Source organism: Albidovulum sediminis, assembly GCF_025380365.1.
Classification (GTDB): domain Bacteria; phylum Pseudomonadota; class Alphaproteobacteria; order Rhodobacterales; family Rhodobacteraceae; genus Albidovulum; species Albidovulum sediminis.
In genome coordinates, this window is sequence record NZ_JAOCQF010000001.1 from 1 (window position 1) to 15548 (window position 15548).

Annotated in this window: 21 protein-coding genes and 1 tRNA gene; 15 read left to right on the forward strand and 7 right to left on the reverse strand. The window is 65.7% G+C overall.

What is annotated here, in order from left to right:
• The first annotated feature begins 260 nt into the window (after positions 1–260).
• On the forward strand, positions 261–1562 hold the full coding sequence (gene hisD / locus N5I32_RS00005; protein WP_261493332.1) for a histidinol dehydrogenase: 1302 nt from the start codon (positions 261–263) through the stop codon (positions 1560–1562).
• Here hisD and N5I32_RS00010 read toward each other — a convergent pair.
• Positions 1559–1954: an MAPEG family protein gene (locus N5I32_RS00010; RefSeq protein ID WP_261493333.1), complete on the reverse strand. Its 396-nt coding sequence runs from the start codon at positions 1952–1954 to the stop codon at positions 1559–1561. The two genes, hisD and N5I32_RS00010, sit on opposite strands and share 4 nt — an antisense overlap.
• Positions 1955–2157: 203 nt before the next feature.
• On the opposite strand from N5I32_RS00010, the gene N5I32_RS00015 reads away from it, so the two are divergent.
• The 10 genes from N5I32_RS00015 to N5I32_RS00060 all read left to right on the forward strand — a co-directional run bounded on the left by N5I32_RS00015 (position 2158) and on the right by N5I32_RS00060 (position 7457).
• Complete coding sequence (locus tag N5I32_RS00015) at positions 2158–2637, forward strand: UPF0262 family protein (protein WP_261493334.1); 480 nt, start codon at positions 2158–2160, stop codon at positions 2635–2637.
• A 65-nt stretch (positions 2638–2702) separates the two neighbouring features.
• A complete protein-coding gene (locus tag N5I32_RS00020) occupies positions 2703–3107 on the forward strand; it encodes an arsenate-mycothiol transferase ArsC (RefSeq protein WP_261495874.1) in 405 nt (134 codons plus the stop codon).
• Between the two features lie 183 nt (positions 3108–3290).
• Positions 3291–3689: a ketosteroid isomerase-related protein gene (locus N5I32_RS00025; RefSeq protein ID WP_261493335.1), complete on the forward strand. Its 399-nt coding sequence runs from the start codon at positions 3291–3293 to the stop codon at positions 3687–3689.
• Positions 3686–4273: a GNAT family protein gene (locus tag N5I32_RS00030; RefSeq protein ID WP_261493336.1), complete on the forward strand. Its 588-nt coding sequence runs from the start codon at positions 3686–3688 to the stop codon at positions 4271–4273. The genes N5I32_RS00025 and N5I32_RS00030 overlap by 4 nt, the downstream gene beginning before the upstream one ends.
• Before the next feature lie 30 nt (positions 4274–4303).
• Positions 4304–5197, forward strand: coding sequence for a carbon-nitrogen hydrolase family protein (locus N5I32_RS00035; protein WP_261493338.1), 894 nt, complete (start codon positions 4304–4306; stop codon positions 5195–5197).
• An 82-nt stretch (positions 5198–5279) separates the two neighbouring features.
• On the forward strand, positions 5280–5498 hold the full coding sequence (gene infA, locus N5I32_RS00040; RefSeq protein ID WP_037209844.1) for a translation initiation factor IF-1: 219 nt from the start codon (positions 5280–5282) through the stop codon (positions 5496–5498).
• 1 nt (position 5499) lies between these two features.
• Positions 5500–6078, forward strand: a complete 579-nt coding sequence (locus tag N5I32_RS00045) for a Maf family protein (protein ID WP_261493342.1) — start codon at positions 5500–5502, stop codon at positions 6076–6078.
• A complete protein-coding gene (locus N5I32_RS00050) occupies positions 6075–7127 on the forward strand; it encodes a ribonuclease E/G (protein ID WP_261493344.1) in 1053 nt (350 codons plus the stop codon). Before N5I32_RS00045 ends, N5I32_RS00050 begins: the two co-directional genes overlap by 4 nt.
• Entirely contained in the window at positions 7124–7300 is a 177-nt protein-coding gene (locus N5I32_RS00055; RefSeq protein ID WP_261493346.1) for a DNA gyrase inhibitor YacG, read from the forward strand. Before N5I32_RS00050 ends, N5I32_RS00055 begins: the two co-directional genes overlap by 4 nt.
• 81 nt (positions 7301–7381) lie before the next feature.
• A tRNA-Phe gene (locus N5I32_RS00060) sits at positions 7382–7457 on the forward strand.
• A 31-nt stretch (positions 7458–7488) separates the two neighbouring features.
• Here the strand turns inward: N5I32_RS00060 and N5I32_RS00065 are convergent.
• Genes N5I32_RS00065 through N5I32_RS00075 form a run of 3 tightly spaced genes read right to left on the reverse strand, consistent with a single transcriptional unit; the run spans position 7489 to position 9076 of the window.
• On the reverse strand, positions 7489–8601 hold the full coding sequence (locus N5I32_RS00065) for a tyrosine-type recombinase/integrase (RefSeq protein WP_261493348.1): 1113 nt from the start codon (positions 8599–8601) through the stop codon (positions 7489–7491).
• Positions 8601–8837: a hypothetical protein gene (locus tag N5I32_RS00070; protein WP_261493350.1), complete on the reverse strand. Its 237-nt coding sequence runs from the start codon at positions 8835–8837 to the stop codon at positions 8601–8603. Before N5I32_RS00070 ends, N5I32_RS00065 begins: the two co-directional genes overlap by 1 nt.
• 14 nt (positions 8838–8851) lie before the next feature.
• On the reverse strand, positions 8852–9076 hold the full coding sequence (locus N5I32_RS00075) for a hypothetical protein (RefSeq protein WP_261493352.1): 225 nt from the start codon (positions 9074–9076) through the stop codon (positions 8852–8854).
• A gap of 141 nt (positions 9077–9217) precedes the next feature.
• Here N5I32_RS00075 and N5I32_RS00080 point away from each other — a divergent pair, with 141 nt between their 5' ends.
• Positions 9218–9640, forward strand: coding sequence for a helix-turn-helix domain-containing protein (locus N5I32_RS00080; protein ID WP_261493353.1), 423 nt, complete (start codon positions 9218–9220; stop codon positions 9638–9640).
• A 2-nt stretch (positions 9641–9642) separates the two neighbouring features.
• Complete coding sequence (locus N5I32_RS00085; RefSeq protein ID WP_261493354.1) at positions 9643–9939, forward strand: hypothetical protein; 297 nt, start codon at positions 9643–9645, stop codon at positions 9937–9939.
• Between the two features lie 335 nt (positions 9940–10274).
• Here the strand turns inward: N5I32_RS00085 and N5I32_RS00090 are convergent, their stop codons facing one another.
• From N5I32_RS00090 to N5I32_RS00100, 3 genes are all read right to left on the reverse strand, one after another.
• Positions 10275–11150 carry a nucleotidyl transferase AbiEii/AbiGii toxin family protein gene (locus N5I32_RS00090; protein ID WP_261493356.1) on the reverse strand — a complete coding sequence of 292 codons (876 nt, stop codon included), beginning with the start codon at positions 11148–11150 and terminating at the stop codon, positions 10275–10277.
• The gene (locus tag N5I32_RS00095; RefSeq protein WP_261493357.1) at positions 11143–11754 is read right to left on the reverse strand and encodes a type IV toxin-antitoxin system AbiEi family antitoxin domain-containing protein; all 612 of its coding nucleotides are present in this window, start codon (positions 11752–11754) and stop codon (positions 11143–11145) included. The genes N5I32_RS00090 and N5I32_RS00095 overlap by 8 nt, the downstream gene beginning before the upstream one ends.
• A gap of 110 nt (positions 11755–11864) precedes the next feature.
• Complete coding sequence (locus N5I32_RS00100; RefSeq protein ID WP_261493358.1) at positions 11865–12350, reverse strand: very short patch repair endonuclease; 486 nt, start codon at positions 12348–12350, stop codon at positions 11865–11867.
• 76 nt (positions 12351–12426) lie between these two features.
• Between N5I32_RS00100 and N5I32_RS00105 the strand changes: the two genes are divergently transcribed.
• Complete coding sequence (locus N5I32_RS00105; RefSeq protein ID WP_369414204.1) at positions 12427–14034, forward strand: DNA cytosine methyltransferase; 1608 nt, start codon at positions 12427–12429, stop codon at positions 14032–14034.
• The gene (locus N5I32_RS00110; protein ID WP_261493360.1) at positions 14024–15535 is read left to right on the forward strand and encodes an ATP-binding protein; all 1512 of its coding nucleotides are present in this window, start codon (positions 14024–14026) and stop codon (positions 15533–15535) included. Before N5I32_RS00105 ends, N5I32_RS00110 begins: the two co-directional genes overlap by 11 nt.
• Positions 15536–15548 lie beyond the last annotated feature (13 nt).

Here is a 15548-nt window from a genome sequence, read left to right on the forward strand (position 1 = left end):
GGGGCATGGCGATGAGGTGTGAGCGGCGTCCGGTCCGGGCGCGGGACTGCCTGCAGCCGCCGAACGGACGCGGGGGGGGGGGGGGGCCCCCCCGGCCGGGGGGCGCTGCCCCCCGGACCCCCCGGAGTATTTCCGCCAGACTGAAGGAGGCGCCGCGGGAAGGGCGTTCGGGGATGAGCTTTCGGGGGGCGGATGATGCGCGGAGTGCTTGAGGCGGCGCGCGCGCTTCGCTATGGGGGCGGCAGTCGAGGAGAGCACCCATGCCCCATTTCCTGAACAGCTGCGATGACGGTTTCGAGGCTGCATTCGCGGCGCTTCTGACGATGAAGCGGGAGGATGCGCCCGATGTGGACGCCGCGGTTGCCGCGATCATCGCCGAGGTGCGTGCGCGCGGCGACGATGCGGTGATCGAGCTGACCCGCCGGTTCGACCGGCTGGAGCTGACGCCCGCGACGATCGCGTTTTCGGAGGCGGAGATCGCGGCGGAATGCGCGAAGGTCGGGGCGGAAGATCGCGCGGCACTGGAACTGGCCGCCGGGCGCATCCGCGCCTATCACGAGCGCCAGATGCCTGCGGACGCGCGCTGGACCGACGCGGCCGGTGCCGAGCTTGGCTGGCGCTGGGGGCCGGTGTCGGCGGCGGGGCTTTATGTGCCGGGCGGACTTGCCTCCTATCCGTCCTCCGTCCTGATGAACGCGATCCCGGCGCGTGTCGCGGGGGTGGGGCGGCTGGTCATCGCCTGTCCGACGCCGGGGGGCGCGGTAAACCCGCTGGTCCTGATGGCGGCGCGGCTTGCGGGCGTCGACACCGTCTACCGGATCGGGGGGGCGCAGGCGATCGCCGCGCTTGCCTACGGGACCGGGACCATCGCGCCAGTCGACAAGATCACCGGGCCGGGCAACGCCTATGTCGCGGCGGCCAAGCGGCGCGTCTTCGGGCGGGTGGGCATCGACATGATCGCCGGACCGTCGGAGATCCTCGTCATCGCGGATCGCGACAACGACCCGGACTGGATCGCGCTCGATCTGCTGAGCCAGGCCGAGCATGACGAGAGCGCGCAGTCGATCCTGGTCACCGACGACGCCGATTTCGGCCGGGCGGTGGCGGCCGCGGTCGACAGGCGGCTGGAGACGCTGGAGCGGCGCGCGATCGCCGGGGCGTCCTGGCGCGACTACGGCGCGGTGATAGTGGTGCGCGATCTGGCCGAGGCGGCGGCGCTTTCCAACCGGATCGCGCCCGAACATCTGGAGTTGTGCGTGGCCGACCCCGAGGCGCTGGCGGCCGAGACCGTGCATGCGGGGGCGATCTTCCTTGGCCACTGGACGCCGGAGGCGATCGGCGACTATGTGGGGGGGCCGAACCACGTGCTGCCGACTGCGCGGTCGGCACGGTTTTCGAGCGGGCTATCGGTGATGGATTTCCTCAAGCGCACGACGCTTGCGAAGATGACGCCGCAGGCGTTGGCCGCCATCGGCCCGGCGGCGGAGCGGCTGGCGACATCGGAAAGCCTGCAGGCGCACGGGCTGTCGGTGCGTGCCCGGCTTGACCGGCTGAACCGCTAGATCAGTCCGAGGAGCACGCCCGCAAGGACGAGCGCCGATGCGACGAAGGCAAGGTGCTGGACGACCATCGCGGCCGCCCGCGCCGCCGGGCCGCTTGCGAGCAGCATGCCTGCCGCGTGCAGCAGGCGTGATGCCAGGAAGGCCAGCGTGAAAAGCCAGACCAGAGCGGTGTCGACGTTGGCTGCCGCAAGGGCCCAGACGGTCAGCGTGGCCATGGGGGCATATTCGATGAAGTTGCCGTGGGCGCGGATGCGCCGTCTGAGGGTTTCGTCGCCCGCATCGCCGAAGGAGACGCCGAGCGCCCGCCGGCGCATCGAGACCGAGAGCGAGAGGCCGGTGAGCATGAGTGCACAGGCGGACGTGAGGGCGATGGCTGGTGCGATGGCAGTCATCCGGTTTCCTGCGGGCTGAGGGCGGCTTGCGCGCCGGACGTTAGACCCTGCCGAAGTGGCCGGCAATCCTCAATCGGCCCCGCCACGCCGGTTGCCTGAAGCCCCCCTCCGGCGGTTCCCGACGCCCTGCGCCGATGCTGACGGGGTCTTGCGCAACGTCGTTGCGTCGGGCATCACCGGGGGCGCAGTTGGAAAGGCATCGCATGACCCGGATATGCCAGATCGACATCGACGACAGCGGCCTGCCCGCACCGACGCCCGAGGTGGAGCAGGAGCGCAAGGTCGCGGTCTTCGACCTGCTCGAGGACAACAGCTTTGCCCTGCCGGCACGCGGTGACGGGCCGGCGCCCGACGGGCCGTTCCGGCTGGGCCTTGCAATCCGGGAAAAGCGGCTGGTCTTCGACATCCAGTCCGAAGCGGGCGAGAAGGTGGGCGAGGTCCACCTGTCGCTCGGCCCGTTCCGGCAGGTGGTGAAGGATTATTTCCAGATCTGCGAAAGCTATTTCGAGGCGGTCAAGCGCCTTCCGCCCAGCCAGATCGAGGCGATCGACATGGCCCGGCGCGGCATCCACAACGAAGGCGCGCGCATCCTGATGGAGCGGCTCGAGGGCAAGGCCGAGCTCGACGTCGACACGGCGCGGCGCCTGTTCACCCTTATCTGCGTCCTGCATTTCGGAGGGTGATCTTGGGCAACGGGCTGCCGCACTCGGTGCTCTTCTGCTGCGACCACAACGCCGTTCGTTCCCCCATGGCCGAGGGGCTGATGAAGAAGCTCTACGGGCGGAAGATCTATGTCCAGTCCGCGGGCGTGAAGAACGATCTGGAGGTCGATGGCTTTGCCGTCGCGGTCTGCAAGGAAATCGGGGTGGAACTGGCGCGTCACCGCGCCCGCAGCTTCGAGGAGATGCAGCAATGGGGCGACGACCTGTCGGGCTTCGATCTGGTCATCGCGTTGTCGCCCGCCAGCCAGCGGCAGGCGCTGGAACTGACGCGGTTCTTCCATCTCGAGGTCGAATACTGGCCGATCATGGACCCGACCGGCATCGGCGAGACGCGGGAAACCAAGCTGGCCGCCTATCGCCAGACCCGCGACCAGATCAGGGCCCGGATGATCCAGCGCTTCGGCCCGCCGACCGACGATTGCACACCCTGAACCCGCCGGAGGGCCGGGTTCGGCCCGCGCGCACAGGGTGGACGCCATGCAGGCCAGGGGTGCGGCGCGGGATGGTCGCAAACGCGCCGCTTCACGTCCCTCCCGGTCTTGCCTCATCCCGGGGGCTCGGCTAGTCCCTTCCGGGACCGCCAGACAACACCTCCGGGGAGCGAGAGAGAACCGATGAGCCGCGCCACCATTCAAGCCTATTACGACGCCTTCAACCGGGGCGACATCGACGGGATGATCGCAACGCTGCACGACGACTTCGCCCACCATGTGAACGAGGGCGCGACGCGACTGGGCAAGGTGGCCTTTGCCGAATTCTGCAAGCACATGAGCGAGACCTACAAGGAGCTTCTGACCGACATGGTGGTCTTCGCGAACGAGGATGGCACCCGCGGGGCGGCGGAGTTCACGGTGAACGGCACTTACCTGAAGACCGATCCCGGCCTGCCCGAGGCGCGGGGTCAAACCTATGTCCTGCCGGCCGGCGGGTTCTTCACGCTCAAGGACGGCAAGATCACCCGGGTGACGACCTACTACAACCTCCAGGACTGGATCCGGCAGGTCAGTCAATGACGATCGAGATCCTGACGCTGACCGGCGCGGCCTTCGAGGCCGCGCTTGACGATGTGGCGCGGCTCAGGATCGACGTCTTCCGGCACTGGCCCTACCTCTATGACGGCGACATGGATTATGAGCGCCGCTACCTGTCGCGCTATTGCGGCAGCGGCGGCGCGGTCCTTGTCGGCGCCTTCGACGGGGCAAAGCTCATCGGCGCCTCGACCGGCGCGCCGATGGAGGAACATTCCGACGACTTCGGCGCCCCCTTCGCAGAGCGGGGGATGGATCTGACCCACATCTTCTATTGCGCGGAATCGGTGTTGCTGCCCGAATACCGGGGCAGGGGACTGGGCCACGCCTTTTTCGACGCGCGCGAGGCGCAGGCCCGCGCGCTCGGGCGCCGGCACGCGGCCTTCTGTTCGGTGATTCGGCCCGCCGACCACCCGCTCAGGCCTGCAGACTATCGCCCGCTCGACGCCTTCTGGCGCAAGCGTGGCTATGCGCCTCAGCCCGGCATGTTGGCCGAATACGCCTGGAAGGATCGGGGCGAGCCGGCCGAGACCGTGAAGCAGTTGCAGTTCTGGATGCGCGACCTTTAGGCCGCGCATGCCGCATCGGGAGATGGATCAATGAAGATCGCCGCCGCCGCCTATCCGCTCGACTGGTTCGACGACTGGTCCGGCTACGAGGCGAAGCTCTCGCGCTGGGTCGCCGATGCGGCAGGGCAGGGGGCGGAGGTCCTGGTCTTTCCGGAATACGGGGCGATGGAACTGGCGAGCCTTGGCGGGCACGCGGTCGCGGCCGATCAGGAGGGGTGCCTGCACGAGGTCGCGCGCCACAAGGTGGCGGCCGACGCGCTGCATGTGCGGCTGGCGGCAGCGCATGGGGTCTTCATCCTGGGCGCCTCCGGTCCCGTCTTCGACCCCGCCGTCCACCCCGCGCGCCCTGTCAACCGCGCCACGCTCTACGGTCCCGGCGGTATCCTCGGCCATCAGGACAAGGCGATGATGACGCGCTGGGAGCGCGAGGACTGGGACATCGCGCCGGGCCGTGACGTGAAGGTGTTCGAGACCGCGCCGGGCCGGATCGGCGTGTCGATCTGCTATGACAGCGAATTCCCCCTGCTGGCGCGCAGCCTGGCCGAGGCGGGGGCGGAAATCCTGCTGGTTCCGTCCGCGACCGAAACGCTTGCCGGGTTCACCCGCGTCCGTGTCGGGGCGATGGCGCGCGCGCTGGAAAACCAGTTGATCGCGGTCCACGCGCCGGTGGTGGGGGCCGCCCCCTGGTGCGCCGGGATGGAAGCGAACACCGGCCGCGCATCGATCTACGGCCCCCCCGACCGCGGTTTCCCGCCCGAGGGCATCCTGGCCGAAGGGGCACCGGGCGCACCCGGCTGGGTGATCGCGGAAGTCTCGCTTCAGGCGGTGCGGGACGTGCGCGCGGATGGCGGCGTCTTGAACCTCCGGCACTGGCCGGAGCAGGCCGGGCCTGCCGGCAATGTCATAATCGTCAGCGGCGATTGACAATGCGCTTGAAAAATCCCCCTTGGGGGCGCATTTAGGGCGCGCCTGCGGAAGACGGCAGGCGATCTGTCAAGGAGTGACCATGGCCAAGGAAGAAATGCTCGAATTTCCTGGCGTCGTGAAGGAACTCCTGCCGAATGCGACGTTCAGGGTCGAGCTGGAAAACGGCCATGAGATCATCGCACATACGGCAGGAAAGATGCGCAAGAACCGCATCCGCGTTCTGGCCGGCGACCGGGTTCAGGTGGAAATGACGCCCTACGACCTGACGAAGGGCCGCATCAACTATCGCTTCAAGTAACGTGCGGCTGATCCTGGGATCGGCCAGCCCGCGCCGGAAGGAGCTTCTGGCGCAGATCGGGCTTGTGCCCGACGAAATCCGTGCCCCCGACATCGACGAAACCCCGGCCAGGGGCGAACTGCCGCGCCCCTATTGCGAGCGCATGGCGCGCGAAAAGGCGCAGGCCTTGCCCTGTGGCGCGGACGAGGTGGTGCTCTGCGCCGACACGACCGTGGCCCTGGGCCGCCGCATCCTTGGGAAGCCCGCCGACGCGGGTGAGGCGGCGGCCTTCCTCTGGGCGCTGTCGGGACGGCGCCACCGCGTCGTCACCGCTGTCGCGGTCCGCCGTGGCGATCGCCTGTGGGAACGGGTGGTCGAGACGGTCGTGAAGGTCAAGGCGCTGTCGAACGCGGAGGTGAACGGCTACCTCGCCAGTGGCGAATGGCAGGGCAAGGCTGGTGCCTATGGTATCCAGGGTCGCTTCGGCGCGCTGATCCCGTGGATCCAGGGCTCCTTTACCGGCGTGGTCGGCCTGCCGGTCGCGGAAACGGCCGTGCTGCTGCAAGCCGCCGGCATCGCCACATGTGGAGAGTATGCATGAAGGGTCGATTGGTCGTTCTGGGCGAATACCGGGGCCGCGAGGCGGCCGCACTTGTCGTCGACGGCCGGCTGGAGGATCTGCTCATCGCCCCGGCCGAGGATGCGCCGCCCGCACCGGGTGCGATACTGCGCGGGACGCTCGACCGGCTCGTGAAGGGGCAGGGCGGCGTCTTCGTCAAGCTCCCCGAAGGGCAGAAGGGCTTCCTTCGCGAGACGCGGGGGCTCACGCCCGGCCAGCCGGTTCTGGTCCAGGTGTCGGGCCACGCCGAGGCGGGCAAGGCGCTGCCCGTCTCCACCCGCCTTCTGTTCAAGAGCCGGCTTGCCATCGTCACGCCCGATGCGCCGGGGCTGAACATCTCGCGCCGGATCAAGGACGAGGAGACGCGCAGCCGCCTTGGCGTGCTTGCCGAAGGGGCGATGCATGGCTGCGACTTCGGCCTGATCCTGCGCTCCGCCGCAGCGGCGGAGGAAGATGCCGCCATCCTCGGCGACATCGCCGCCATGCGCGAACTGGCCGAAGCTGTCGCCGCCGACCTGGCCGGCAAGCCCGAGCTTCTGGTCGATGCGCCACTGCCGCACGAAGAGGCCTGGCGCGACTGGACCGACCCCGCCCCCGACGAGGTGGACGAGGACGAGGGCGCCTTCGAACGGCACGGGGTCGATGCGCTGGTGGACGCGCTGCTGCCGCCCGAGGTGAAGCTGCACGGCGGCTGGACCATGGTGGTGGAACCGACCCGCGCGCTGGTGGCGGTGGATGTCAACACCGGCGCCGACACCAGCCCCGCCGCCGGCCTCAAGGCCAGTATCGCCGCCGCCCGCGACCTGCCCCGGCAGTTGCGCCTGCGCGGGCTTGGCGGGCAGATCGTGGTCGACTTCGCGCCGATGCCGAAACGCGACCGGGCGGCGGTGGAACAGCAACTGCGCGCCGCCTTCAAGGGCGAAGCGGCCGAAACCAGTCTTGCCGGCTGGACGCCGCTTGGCATGTACGAGATCCAGCGCAAGCGCGACCGGCTGCCCCTGTCCGAGGTGCTGACGGGGGCCGCGACGTGACCTGCCCGATCTGCCGCAAACCCTCTGACACGAAGTACCGCCCGTTCTGTTCCCGGCGCTGCGCCGACGTCGACCTCGGACGCTGGCTTTCGGGCAGCTACGTGATCCCCGGCCACCCCGAAGAGGACGAAACCGCTGCCCGCCCCCCTACCGACGACGGGCCGGTGCACTGAGGCCCTGATTGCACGAATTCCCTCTGGACAGGCCCCGCACACTCGCCTAAGAACGCGCCACCCGAGCGGAAACGCCCCGGTGCCCAGATAGCTCAGTTGGTAGAGCAGCGGATTGAAAATCCGCGTGTCGCTGGTTCGATTCCGGCTCTGGGCACCACTTAAATCCCTGAAATCGCTAGGTTTTGTTTTCATTCCGATTTCCCTTTCGGTTCGGGTTTGACGCATTTGGTGGAAGGTTTGACAGTTCGCGCCCGCCGCGCGTTCTCGGTTTCGAGAGTCGCCATGGTCTCGCGGTTCTTCGCCGCAAGGTTGGCAGAGCGCGAATAGTGCCGCGCCATCGACAGGGTTTTCTGCCCCAGAAGGTCGGCGATGCGGCGTTCGTCCAGTCCCGCCTCGCGCAGCGTGGTCGCCACGGTATGCCGCAGGCCCTTGAGGGTAAGGCCGGGTTGGATCATCCGTTCGGTCTCCAACCCCGTCTTGAAGCGGTGCCAGACTGTGGAGAAGCCGTTGTAGGTCCATTGCTCGCCGCGTGAGTTGGTCAGCAATGCGGGCGCGTCGTGCTTCGGTGCTTGCTTCAAGGCCGTGTGCAACGTCGGGCCGATGGGAATGGCAACTTCGACGCCGGTCTTGCCCCGCACGCCCCAGATGGTTTCGCCATCGATCTGGTCGCGCCGCAGGTTCAGCGCGTCGGATGGATCAAGGCCGGTGTTCATCAGCACGGCCAGAACCACTCTCACATGTGGCGGCGCGTGTTCGAGGACGATGTCGCATTCCTCCGGCTCCCAAGGGCGGTTGGCATAGGCGAGCTTGGCCGGGCGGGGCTTCGGGATCACGCCAGTGGCGAAGTTGGCCGCGATCAGGCCTTTGGGAATGGCGAAGCGGAAGACCTCGCTCAGGAAGGTCCGCAGCATGTTTGCACGCCTCCAGCCGATCTTCTGCGCGGCTTTGTCGTGGATGCCCGCTACCAGCGGCGTGTCGATGGTGTGGATGGGGATTTCGCGGATGGGTTCCAGGAAATCGGCGCATTGCCGATAGTCGCGCCGTGTCGCGGGCGCGAGGTTCTTGAAATGCTCGGTCTCGTAGTAAGATTGGATCAGCCCGCTCAGCGTGCCGACCTTCGGCGCCTTTGCCTTGTTCGCCTCGGCAATGGCGGTGATCTTCTCGCATTCGGTGAAAAAGGCGGCCGACCCAAGCGGGGCCTTCACAAGGTCGATCTTCTGGCCGGTCTCGCGGTGGTAGCAGCGCATCCGACCGTGGCGATCCTTGAAGATCTTGAAGCCCTTGATGCGGACAGTCGTCATCACAAGCGCGCCAGAATGGCGTCGTGCGTGGCGGCCTGCGTGCCGGTCTTCACATCGTCGATCCAGAGATCAAGGTCGCGCTTGTCCCAAAGCAGCACGCCCTGGCGCAGCTGGATCGGCTGCACCGGGCAGGCGATCTTGAAATGCTTGACGGGCAGGCCTGCATAGCTGGCCGCCTCAGTCTCCTTGAACATGCGCTTTTCGATCACGCTGATGTTGAGGTTGGTCGTGGACATGGCACTCTCCCTGATCAATTCACAACCGACGCCGAACCATCCCTCTTACTCTCCGCACCGCGCTGCTTGGTGGCGCGCTTCTGAAATCGCTCCCACCCAGTCATGGTCAGCAAGCGGGTCTTGGGCGTGATCTCGACGAATTCGAGCCGCCCGTCGTTCATCAAGGCACGAATCTGCGCCGTGCTGAGCCCCACAAGGGCGCCAAGTTCCTTGGGCGACAGCAGCTTTTCCTGTGACAAACCCCTCTCCTTTCCTGAAAATGGACGAAAACGCATTGAATGCGGTGCCTTGCCGTGGTTCGATGGTGGAAAGCAGGCGCTGACGCACAAACGTGCGCCTATATGCGTTCATGCGTCATGGCAAGCTGATTGATGTCAAGAATGGTGAATCGTCCGGATACCTACCTCGGCGGCCTCGGCGCGCGCATGGCAATCGCGCGCAACGAGCTTGGCCTGTCGCAGGCCCGGATGGCCCAGGCCCTTGGCATGTCGCAGCGCGCCTACCAGAGCTACGAGACAGGCAAGCGCTCGATCCCGGTCGAGGCGTTGGTGGACATGCACCGCCAGTTCGGCGTGGACCTGAACTGGATCCTGTTGGGGGTCGAAGCGGTGCGCCCGGGCCACGACCTGGCGGCGCTGGAAGGGTTCGAGACGGCGCTGGAACGTCACCTGAGCGCGACCGGCATCCGACTGAAAAGCGAGAAACGCGGCGCGATCGTTGCGCGCTGGTACCGGTCGTTCCTGGAAGGGAAGGAGATTCCGATGGACGACGTCCACACCTGGATCGAACTGTTGAGAGAGTGATGATGAAGATTGAGAAGAGCGATGCATGGCGGCGGCACCAGTCAGCGTTGGCGGAGCGGATGCAGAGAGACCTGGCGCGTTACACCCACCCCGTAATCCGCGCGCTTGGGCTATGCGGGGTAGCCTATTTGGCAAGCTGTGCGGTGGTAATGGTGCTGGGAGCTGGTGCCGTGTCGACGCCGGTGGCGATGGTAGCGGCCTTTTCTGCGGTCGTCTTGGTCCTGGGTGCTCCAGCCTTCGCACTGGCGGTGGGAGTGGAGCGGCATCTGCGAGGGCTGCTGGAAGGGCGCGGTTGTTGACTGGAGAGTGTTCGCGCTCGGCCCAAAGCCGCCGTCCGATCGGTCCCAAACCGGTGTCTGCTTCTGCGCCCCATCCCGGCCATTCGCCGAGCCGATTGCTAAGCCCGAAAGTCGTCATTCGTTAGGGAGAGATTGGCGCTCACAACTGGGTGGGAAACGGAATGGCGACTTTGGGATGGCGAGGTGGCTATAGCGGACGTGGGTTCATCTGGAGTGTGATGACAGCTATGCGTCCGAAACCGACGTCGCATCGGCAACGATCGTTCTCTACAGGGCCGGCGACAGCAGCTACCACATCCTTGCACCTGCTTGACGGCGCACGGTGCCGCGGTCGATCAGCCCTCGGTGCTGGTGGAGGTCAGTCGCACGCATGACGGACCGACCAGTTCCCAGACAGCCTCCACCACCTCGGCTAGCGTGACCACCTGCAGCCCGAGAGAGTCGGCATAGTTTCGCCATTGGCGCTGCTTTGCCGCATCATCGACGAAGGCGCGGGACAATCCTTCCGGCCGTTCGGTCGGGATTGCCGTCCTCCTGCGTTCGAACGTCGCTGCGATGGCAGCGTCGAGATCGGCTGGTCGTATGTGGAGCGCTCTCGGAATGGCCCAGAGGTCGTGATAATCTTTCATGCGCCCGTTGATCATGCCAAGCGCGACCATGGCTTGGAGCTTCTCGGCGATGACGGCTGCGGGCGGATAGGCCTGGATGCTCGGCTCCTCCATGCCGAGGAGCGAGGGATAGTTCATCGGCTCCAGCTTCGGGGCGACCGCATCACCGAACCCGATGTCGACGGTCACCGGAATGCGCGTCCTTTCGAGATATGCGGTGGTTCGAAGGCGCACGCCCTCGTAGTCCATGCCCTCTCTGATCTGATCCGCGCGCAAAGCGACGACGTCAAATTCGATCGCATCGTCGGCGGGCTTCGCCATGATCTCGGCAAAGGTGGCTCTCAGCTCGTCGATCGCCGATTCTCCAAAGCCGAGAAAGTCGGCGTCCCGCGTCTCCCGGTTGCCGCCATCGATCCAGCGCGTCACCAGCATGCCACCCTTGAGCGCAAAGCGGTCGCGATGGGGGGACCGGGAAAGGCGATATAGCAGCCGTTCCAGAGCATATCGCACCAGCACGACCTCGTGAACACGCCCTTTGGCGCGGGCGATGTCGAGCAGGCGCTGCCTGATCGAGGCCGCGGAGGACCGGCGCCCCTCAGCCATCGGACACGAGTGCTTCCAGATAGGGTTGCATGACTTTCCAGGCGCCTCCGTCCCACGCCGAGCGCGCGATCTCCCCCGGCGTCGCGCGGCGATCCCGCAGCGCAGCGCGCAGCGCCTCTATGGCGACCGAGCGATCGACTGCCCTGCTGCGAAACACGTCGGCGAGCGTCTTCGGCACAGAGAATATCGGAACATCGATTCCGGAGATGCGGTGCCGTTCGATTCCGTGGGTCATGTATTTGTCAGGAAACTCGGTGATGCGCATGGGAGGATAGGAGATGACCGGCGCCCAGTCGCGCGGACTGATCGCCACCCACACCTTTCTCGGCATCTGGTCTGTCAGCTCGTGGAAGGCGAGCGCCGACGTCAGGGCGATCACACCCTTTGGCACCAGCTTCGACGCCTCGGCCAGCGACTGCTCGGCCGACAGCTCGGCGTTCACCCGCTGATAGAGTCCCCTCGCAATGCGCGCGAGATCGCCATCTTCCACGGCCCGCGAAATCATCGAGGGCGTGATGCCCGCCTGACGCAGCTCATATGCGCGCACGATCGGCTGTGTCTCGAGAAGGGCCGCAAGACGATCGCGTTGGGAGAGGCGATTCATGGTCTGGTACATATCCTGGGTGCAAACTTAATCTACACCCAGGATATGTCAAGTGTTTATTGGTACATATCCTGGGTTCAGAATCGATCTACACCCAGGATATGTACCGATCATAAGAAAATTTCATCCTGATCAGACGCCCGTCGCGTGCGAACGACGCCGCTTTCGAAGATCGGACTGTCCGACCTGATCCAGTCAACCAGCGACCTCACGGTCTCATCGATGCTGGCAGACCTCAGCCCACACTCCCAGACCGTCGCGATACGCCAGCCTGTCTCGCGCAGCACCGCCATGACCTCTGCATCCCGCTCCCGGTTGCGAGCGAACTTGGCTTCCCAGAAGTTCATGTTCGACGCCGGTGTCGTGCACCAGTGACACCCTTGGTGCCGATGCCAGTAGCAGCCGTGAACGAGGATGGCGATCCTTCGGCCCGGCAAGACAATGTCAGGCCTTCCCGGCAGGCCGACACCGTGAAGGCGAAAGCGGAAACCCTCGCGATGCAGCCGCCGGCGGAGGAGAATCTCTGGCGTCGTGTTGCGGCCGCGGATGCCGGCCATCATCCGCGATCTGGTCGCCGGATCAACTACGTCCGCCATGGACTATTCCCTGTCATTTTCGACGGCAGATGCTATCCTTAAGTCATTTGTCCCGGGGCCAGAGAGCGTACGATTCTTGTCTACATATTCCGTCGTCGACATCTTTGCAGGCCCTGGGGGGCTGGCTGAAGGATTTTCCAGCGTTTCCGCGAGCGACGGCGAACGCGCCTTCCGCATTGCCCTCTCGATCGAGAAAGAACCGTCAGCTCACGCCACCCTGCGGCTGCGCAGCTTTCTGCGGCAGTTCGGCAACGCATATCCCGATGCCTATTATGCCTACCTGAACGAGGGGGGCAAGGAACCGGACTGGTCCGTCAGCCACCCCGCCGAATGGGCGGCGGCGGTCGAGGAGGCTTGGCAGCTCGAACTTGGCAAGGAAGATCCCGATCTGCGCCTCAACGCCAGACTGGACGCGATCCGCAAGAAGAGCGAGGGCAGCGCGATCCTGATCGGCGGACCTCCCTGTCAGGCCTATTCGCTGGTAGGACGCTCCCGAAATCAGGGCAAGAAGGACTATGTGCCCAGCGAGGACGAGAAGCACTTCCTGTATGGGGAATACATCCGGATCCTCGACCGCCTGCAGCCCGCGGCGTTTGTCATGGAGAACGTCAAGGGCATGCTGTCCTCGTCGGTCGACGGGCACAATCGAATCTTCGATCAGGTGCTGCGCGATCTGCGCGGCGAACGCCCCGGGGCGACGCGCTATCGGCTGATAGCGCTCGACCCGCGCTCACGGCGTCAGCTCGATCTGACGCCATTCGAGCCGCGCGCCTCCGACTTCATCGTGCGAGCGGAGGATTTCGGTGTTCCGCAGGCCCGCCACCGCGTGATCGTCGTCGGTCTGCGCGACGACCTCGCGAAAGGCATACCGGACTCATCGCTTGCCGATCTCATGGTCCGGCATACGCTCAAGACGACGGTCGGCCATGTCCTCGACGGCGTGCCCCGCCTGCGCAGCGGCCTCAGTCGCGGCCTCGACAGTAGCGAGGAATGGCGCAGGATCGTCACGACCGCGATGGATTTCGTGGCAGATATCGAAACCGGTCTTCCGGAAGCCGAACAGCTCGCCTTCGAGAAGCGCGCACGCGAATGCCTAGCCAGCCTCAGGCGGATGAACGACGTCCCGGGGCGCGAGAGTTCGGGCACCGGAATCTCTCCCGACTGCCCTGCCGACCTGCGAAGCTGGCTCGTCGACGATCGGCTGGAGAAACTGCCCAACCATGCGTCGCGCAGCCACATGGCAAGCGACTTGGCGCGCTACTTCTTCGCGGCGGTGTTTGCCGAGGTCGCCGGCCGTTCGCCCAAGGCATCCGACTTCCCCGAGGATCTGGCCCCCGACCACGACAACTGGAATTCGGGCAAGTTCGCGGACCGTTTCCGGGTCCAGCTGTCAGGTGGCCCGTCGACCACCGTCACGAGCCACATCTCGAAGGATGGACATTATTTCATCCATCCCGATCCGCTGCAGTGCCGCGCCCTGTCGGTGCGTGAAGCCGCCCGCCTGCAGACCTTTCCGGACAACTATTTCTTCAAGGGCAATCGTACGCAGCAGTACATCCAGGTCGGCAATGCCGTGCCGCCGCTTCTCGCCAGGTGGATCGGCGAGGCGCTCGCCACAATCCTGGGCGCCCGACGGACAGCGGTCCTGACACAACAAGAACCGAGGCTCAGGCATGTCGGATGACTATGACATCGCCAGTCCTGGTGCAACCGAGCTGTTCGAATCGCTGCGCGCGTTCGGCTATGACCTTCCGACCGCACTGGCCGACATCATCGACAACAGCATCACGGCGCGTGCGAGGAATGTGTGGATCGACATGCACTGGGCCGGTCCACAGTCGCGCATCATGATCCGCGACGATGGTCGCGGCATGACGGAGGATGCCCTACGGCAGGCGATGAAGCCGGGCAGCCTTAGTCCGCTGGCCGATCGCCCGAAGGACGATCTCGGTCGCTTCGGGCTCGGCATGAAGACCGCGTCAATCTCCCAATGCCGCTGCCTCACCGTGCTCAGCAGAACGGACCGGTCCGCAGCAGTGCTGCGTCGATGGGATCTCGACTACATCGCCTCGACGGGAACAGGCGAGTGGCGACTGCTCAAGCGTCCCGATCTCCTCTCTCCCGAGGATCATGCCCGTCTGGATTGCCACAAGAGCGGCACCATACTCTTCTGGGATCGTCTCGGCGCGCTTGTCGGCAGCGCCCCCGCTGACGACGAAACGGCGCAGCGGCACTTTCGCGAGCGGGCGGACGCGGTCAAACATCATCTCGCGATGGTGTTCCACCGCTTTCTCAAGGGACGCGGGGCGGTGACGATCCACATGAACGGACGTCCCATCGAGCCTTGGGACCCATTCTTGGAGGACATCGATTTCACCGAACCGCTCTCTGCCGAAACGCTGATCGCCGATGGCGAGCGGGCAGAGATCAAGCCCTTTGTCCTGCCTCACCACAGCCGGCTCACGGCGGATCAGCATGCTGCCGCTGCCGGTCCAAAAGGGTGGAACGCCCACCAGGGGTTCTACATCTACCGCAACCGCCGCCTGCTCGTAGCCGGCGACTGGCTCGGACTCGGCATGCAGAAGGAGGAGCATTTCAAGCTCGCCCGCATCCGCATCGATCTGCCGAACTCGGCCGACCTGCTGTGGCAGATCGATGTGAAGAAGTCCCGCGCGCGACCACCTGCGGCGCTGAGGCTTGATCTGCAGCGGATCGCCCGGACCACCCGCAACCGGGCGTCCAGCATATATCGCCACCGCGGCAAGATCATCCAACGCCAGCTTGGAGACCGCGAGGCATTCCTGTGGACACACCTCACGAAGCACGGAAAGTCGTATTATCGGATCAATCGGGACCATCCGCTTGTGCGCAAGGTGCTGGAGGTCGCCGAGGAGCGCGCACCGATTCGCGCCTTGTTTAGCCTGATAGAGCAGACAATCCCGGCGCCGCTGATCGTGATCAACAATGCCGAGACGCCGGACGCCTTCGGACAGCCGTTCGATGGCGCTCCCGCCGAGCTTCGCGCCGCCATGAAGGCCGTCTTCGATGCGATGGTCGAGGATGGACGGGACCGGGCAGAGGCAGCCCGCGCGCTGCTGCTAATGGAACCGTTCAGCAGCTGGCCCGAGGTCGTCACGGCGTTTCTGGACGAGGTCGCGCGTGAGGCCGCAAAGTCATCACGATAGAGATTGAGCAAGG

Coding starts and splice junctions, on each gene's coding strand:
- N5I32_RS00085 (WP_261493354.1), top strand. CDS start 9,643: ATGAAGATTGAGAAGAGCGATGCATGGCGGCGGCACCAGTCAGCGTTG.
- N5I32_RS00070 (WP_261493350.1), bottom strand. CDS start 8,837: ATGTCCACGACCAACCTCAACATCAGCGTGATCGAAAAGCGCATGTTC.
- N5I32_RS00090 (WP_261493356.1), bottom strand. CDS start 11,150: ATGGCTGAGGGGCGCCGGTCCTCCGCGGCCTCGATCAGGCAGCGCCTG.
- N5I32_RS00030 (WP_261493336.1), top strand. CDS start 3,686: ATGACGATCGAGATCCTGACGCTGACCGGCGCGGCCTTCGAGGCCGCG.
- N5I32_RS00065 (WP_261493348.1), bottom strand. CDS start 8,601: ATGACGACTGTCCGCATCAAGGGCTTCAAGATCTTCAAGGATCGCCAC.
- N5I32_RS00100 (WP_261493358.1), bottom strand. CDS start 12,350: ATGGCGGACGTAGTTGATCCGGCGACCAGATCGCGGATGATGGCCGGC.
- N5I32_RS00080 (WP_261493353.1), top strand. CDS start 9,218: ATGGTGAATCGTCCGGATACCTACCTCGGCGGCCTCGGCGCGCGCATG.
- N5I32_RS00095 (WP_261493357.1), bottom strand. CDS start 11,754: ATGAATCGCCTCTCCCAACGCGATCGTCTTGCGGCCCTTCTCGAGACA.
- infA (WP_037209844.1), top strand. CDS start 5,280: ATGGCCAAGGAAGAAATGCTCGAATTTCCTGGCGTCGTGAAGGAACTC.
- N5I32_RS00015 (WP_261493334.1), top strand. CDS start 2,158: ATGACCCGGATATGCCAGATCGACATCGACGACAGCGGCCTGCCCGCA.
- hisD (WP_261493332.1), top strand. CDS start 261: ATGCCCCATTTCCTGAACAGCTGCGATGACGGTTTCGAGGCTGCATTC.
- N5I32_RS00050 (WP_261493344.1), top strand. CDS start 6,075: ATGAAGGGTCGATTGGTCGTTCTGGGCGAATACCGGGGCCGCGAGGCG.
- N5I32_RS00110 (WP_261493360.1), top strand. CDS start 14,024: ATGTCGGATGACTATGACATCGCCAGTCCTGGTGCAACCGAGCTGTTC.
- N5I32_RS00025 (WP_261493335.1), top strand. CDS start 3,291: ATGAGCCGCGCCACCATTCAAGCCTATTACGACGCCTTCAACCGGGGC.
- N5I32_RS00010 (WP_261493333.1), bottom strand. CDS start 1,954: ATGACTGCCATCGCACCAGCCATCGCCCTCACGTCCGCCTGTGCACTC.
- N5I32_RS00020 (WP_261495874.1), top strand. CDS start 2,703: ATGGCCGAGGGGCTGATGAAGAAGCTCTACGGGCGGAAGATCTATGTC.
- N5I32_RS00035 (WP_261493338.1), top strand. CDS start 4,304: ATGAAGATCGCCGCCGCCGCCTATCCGCTCGACTGGTTCGACGACTGG.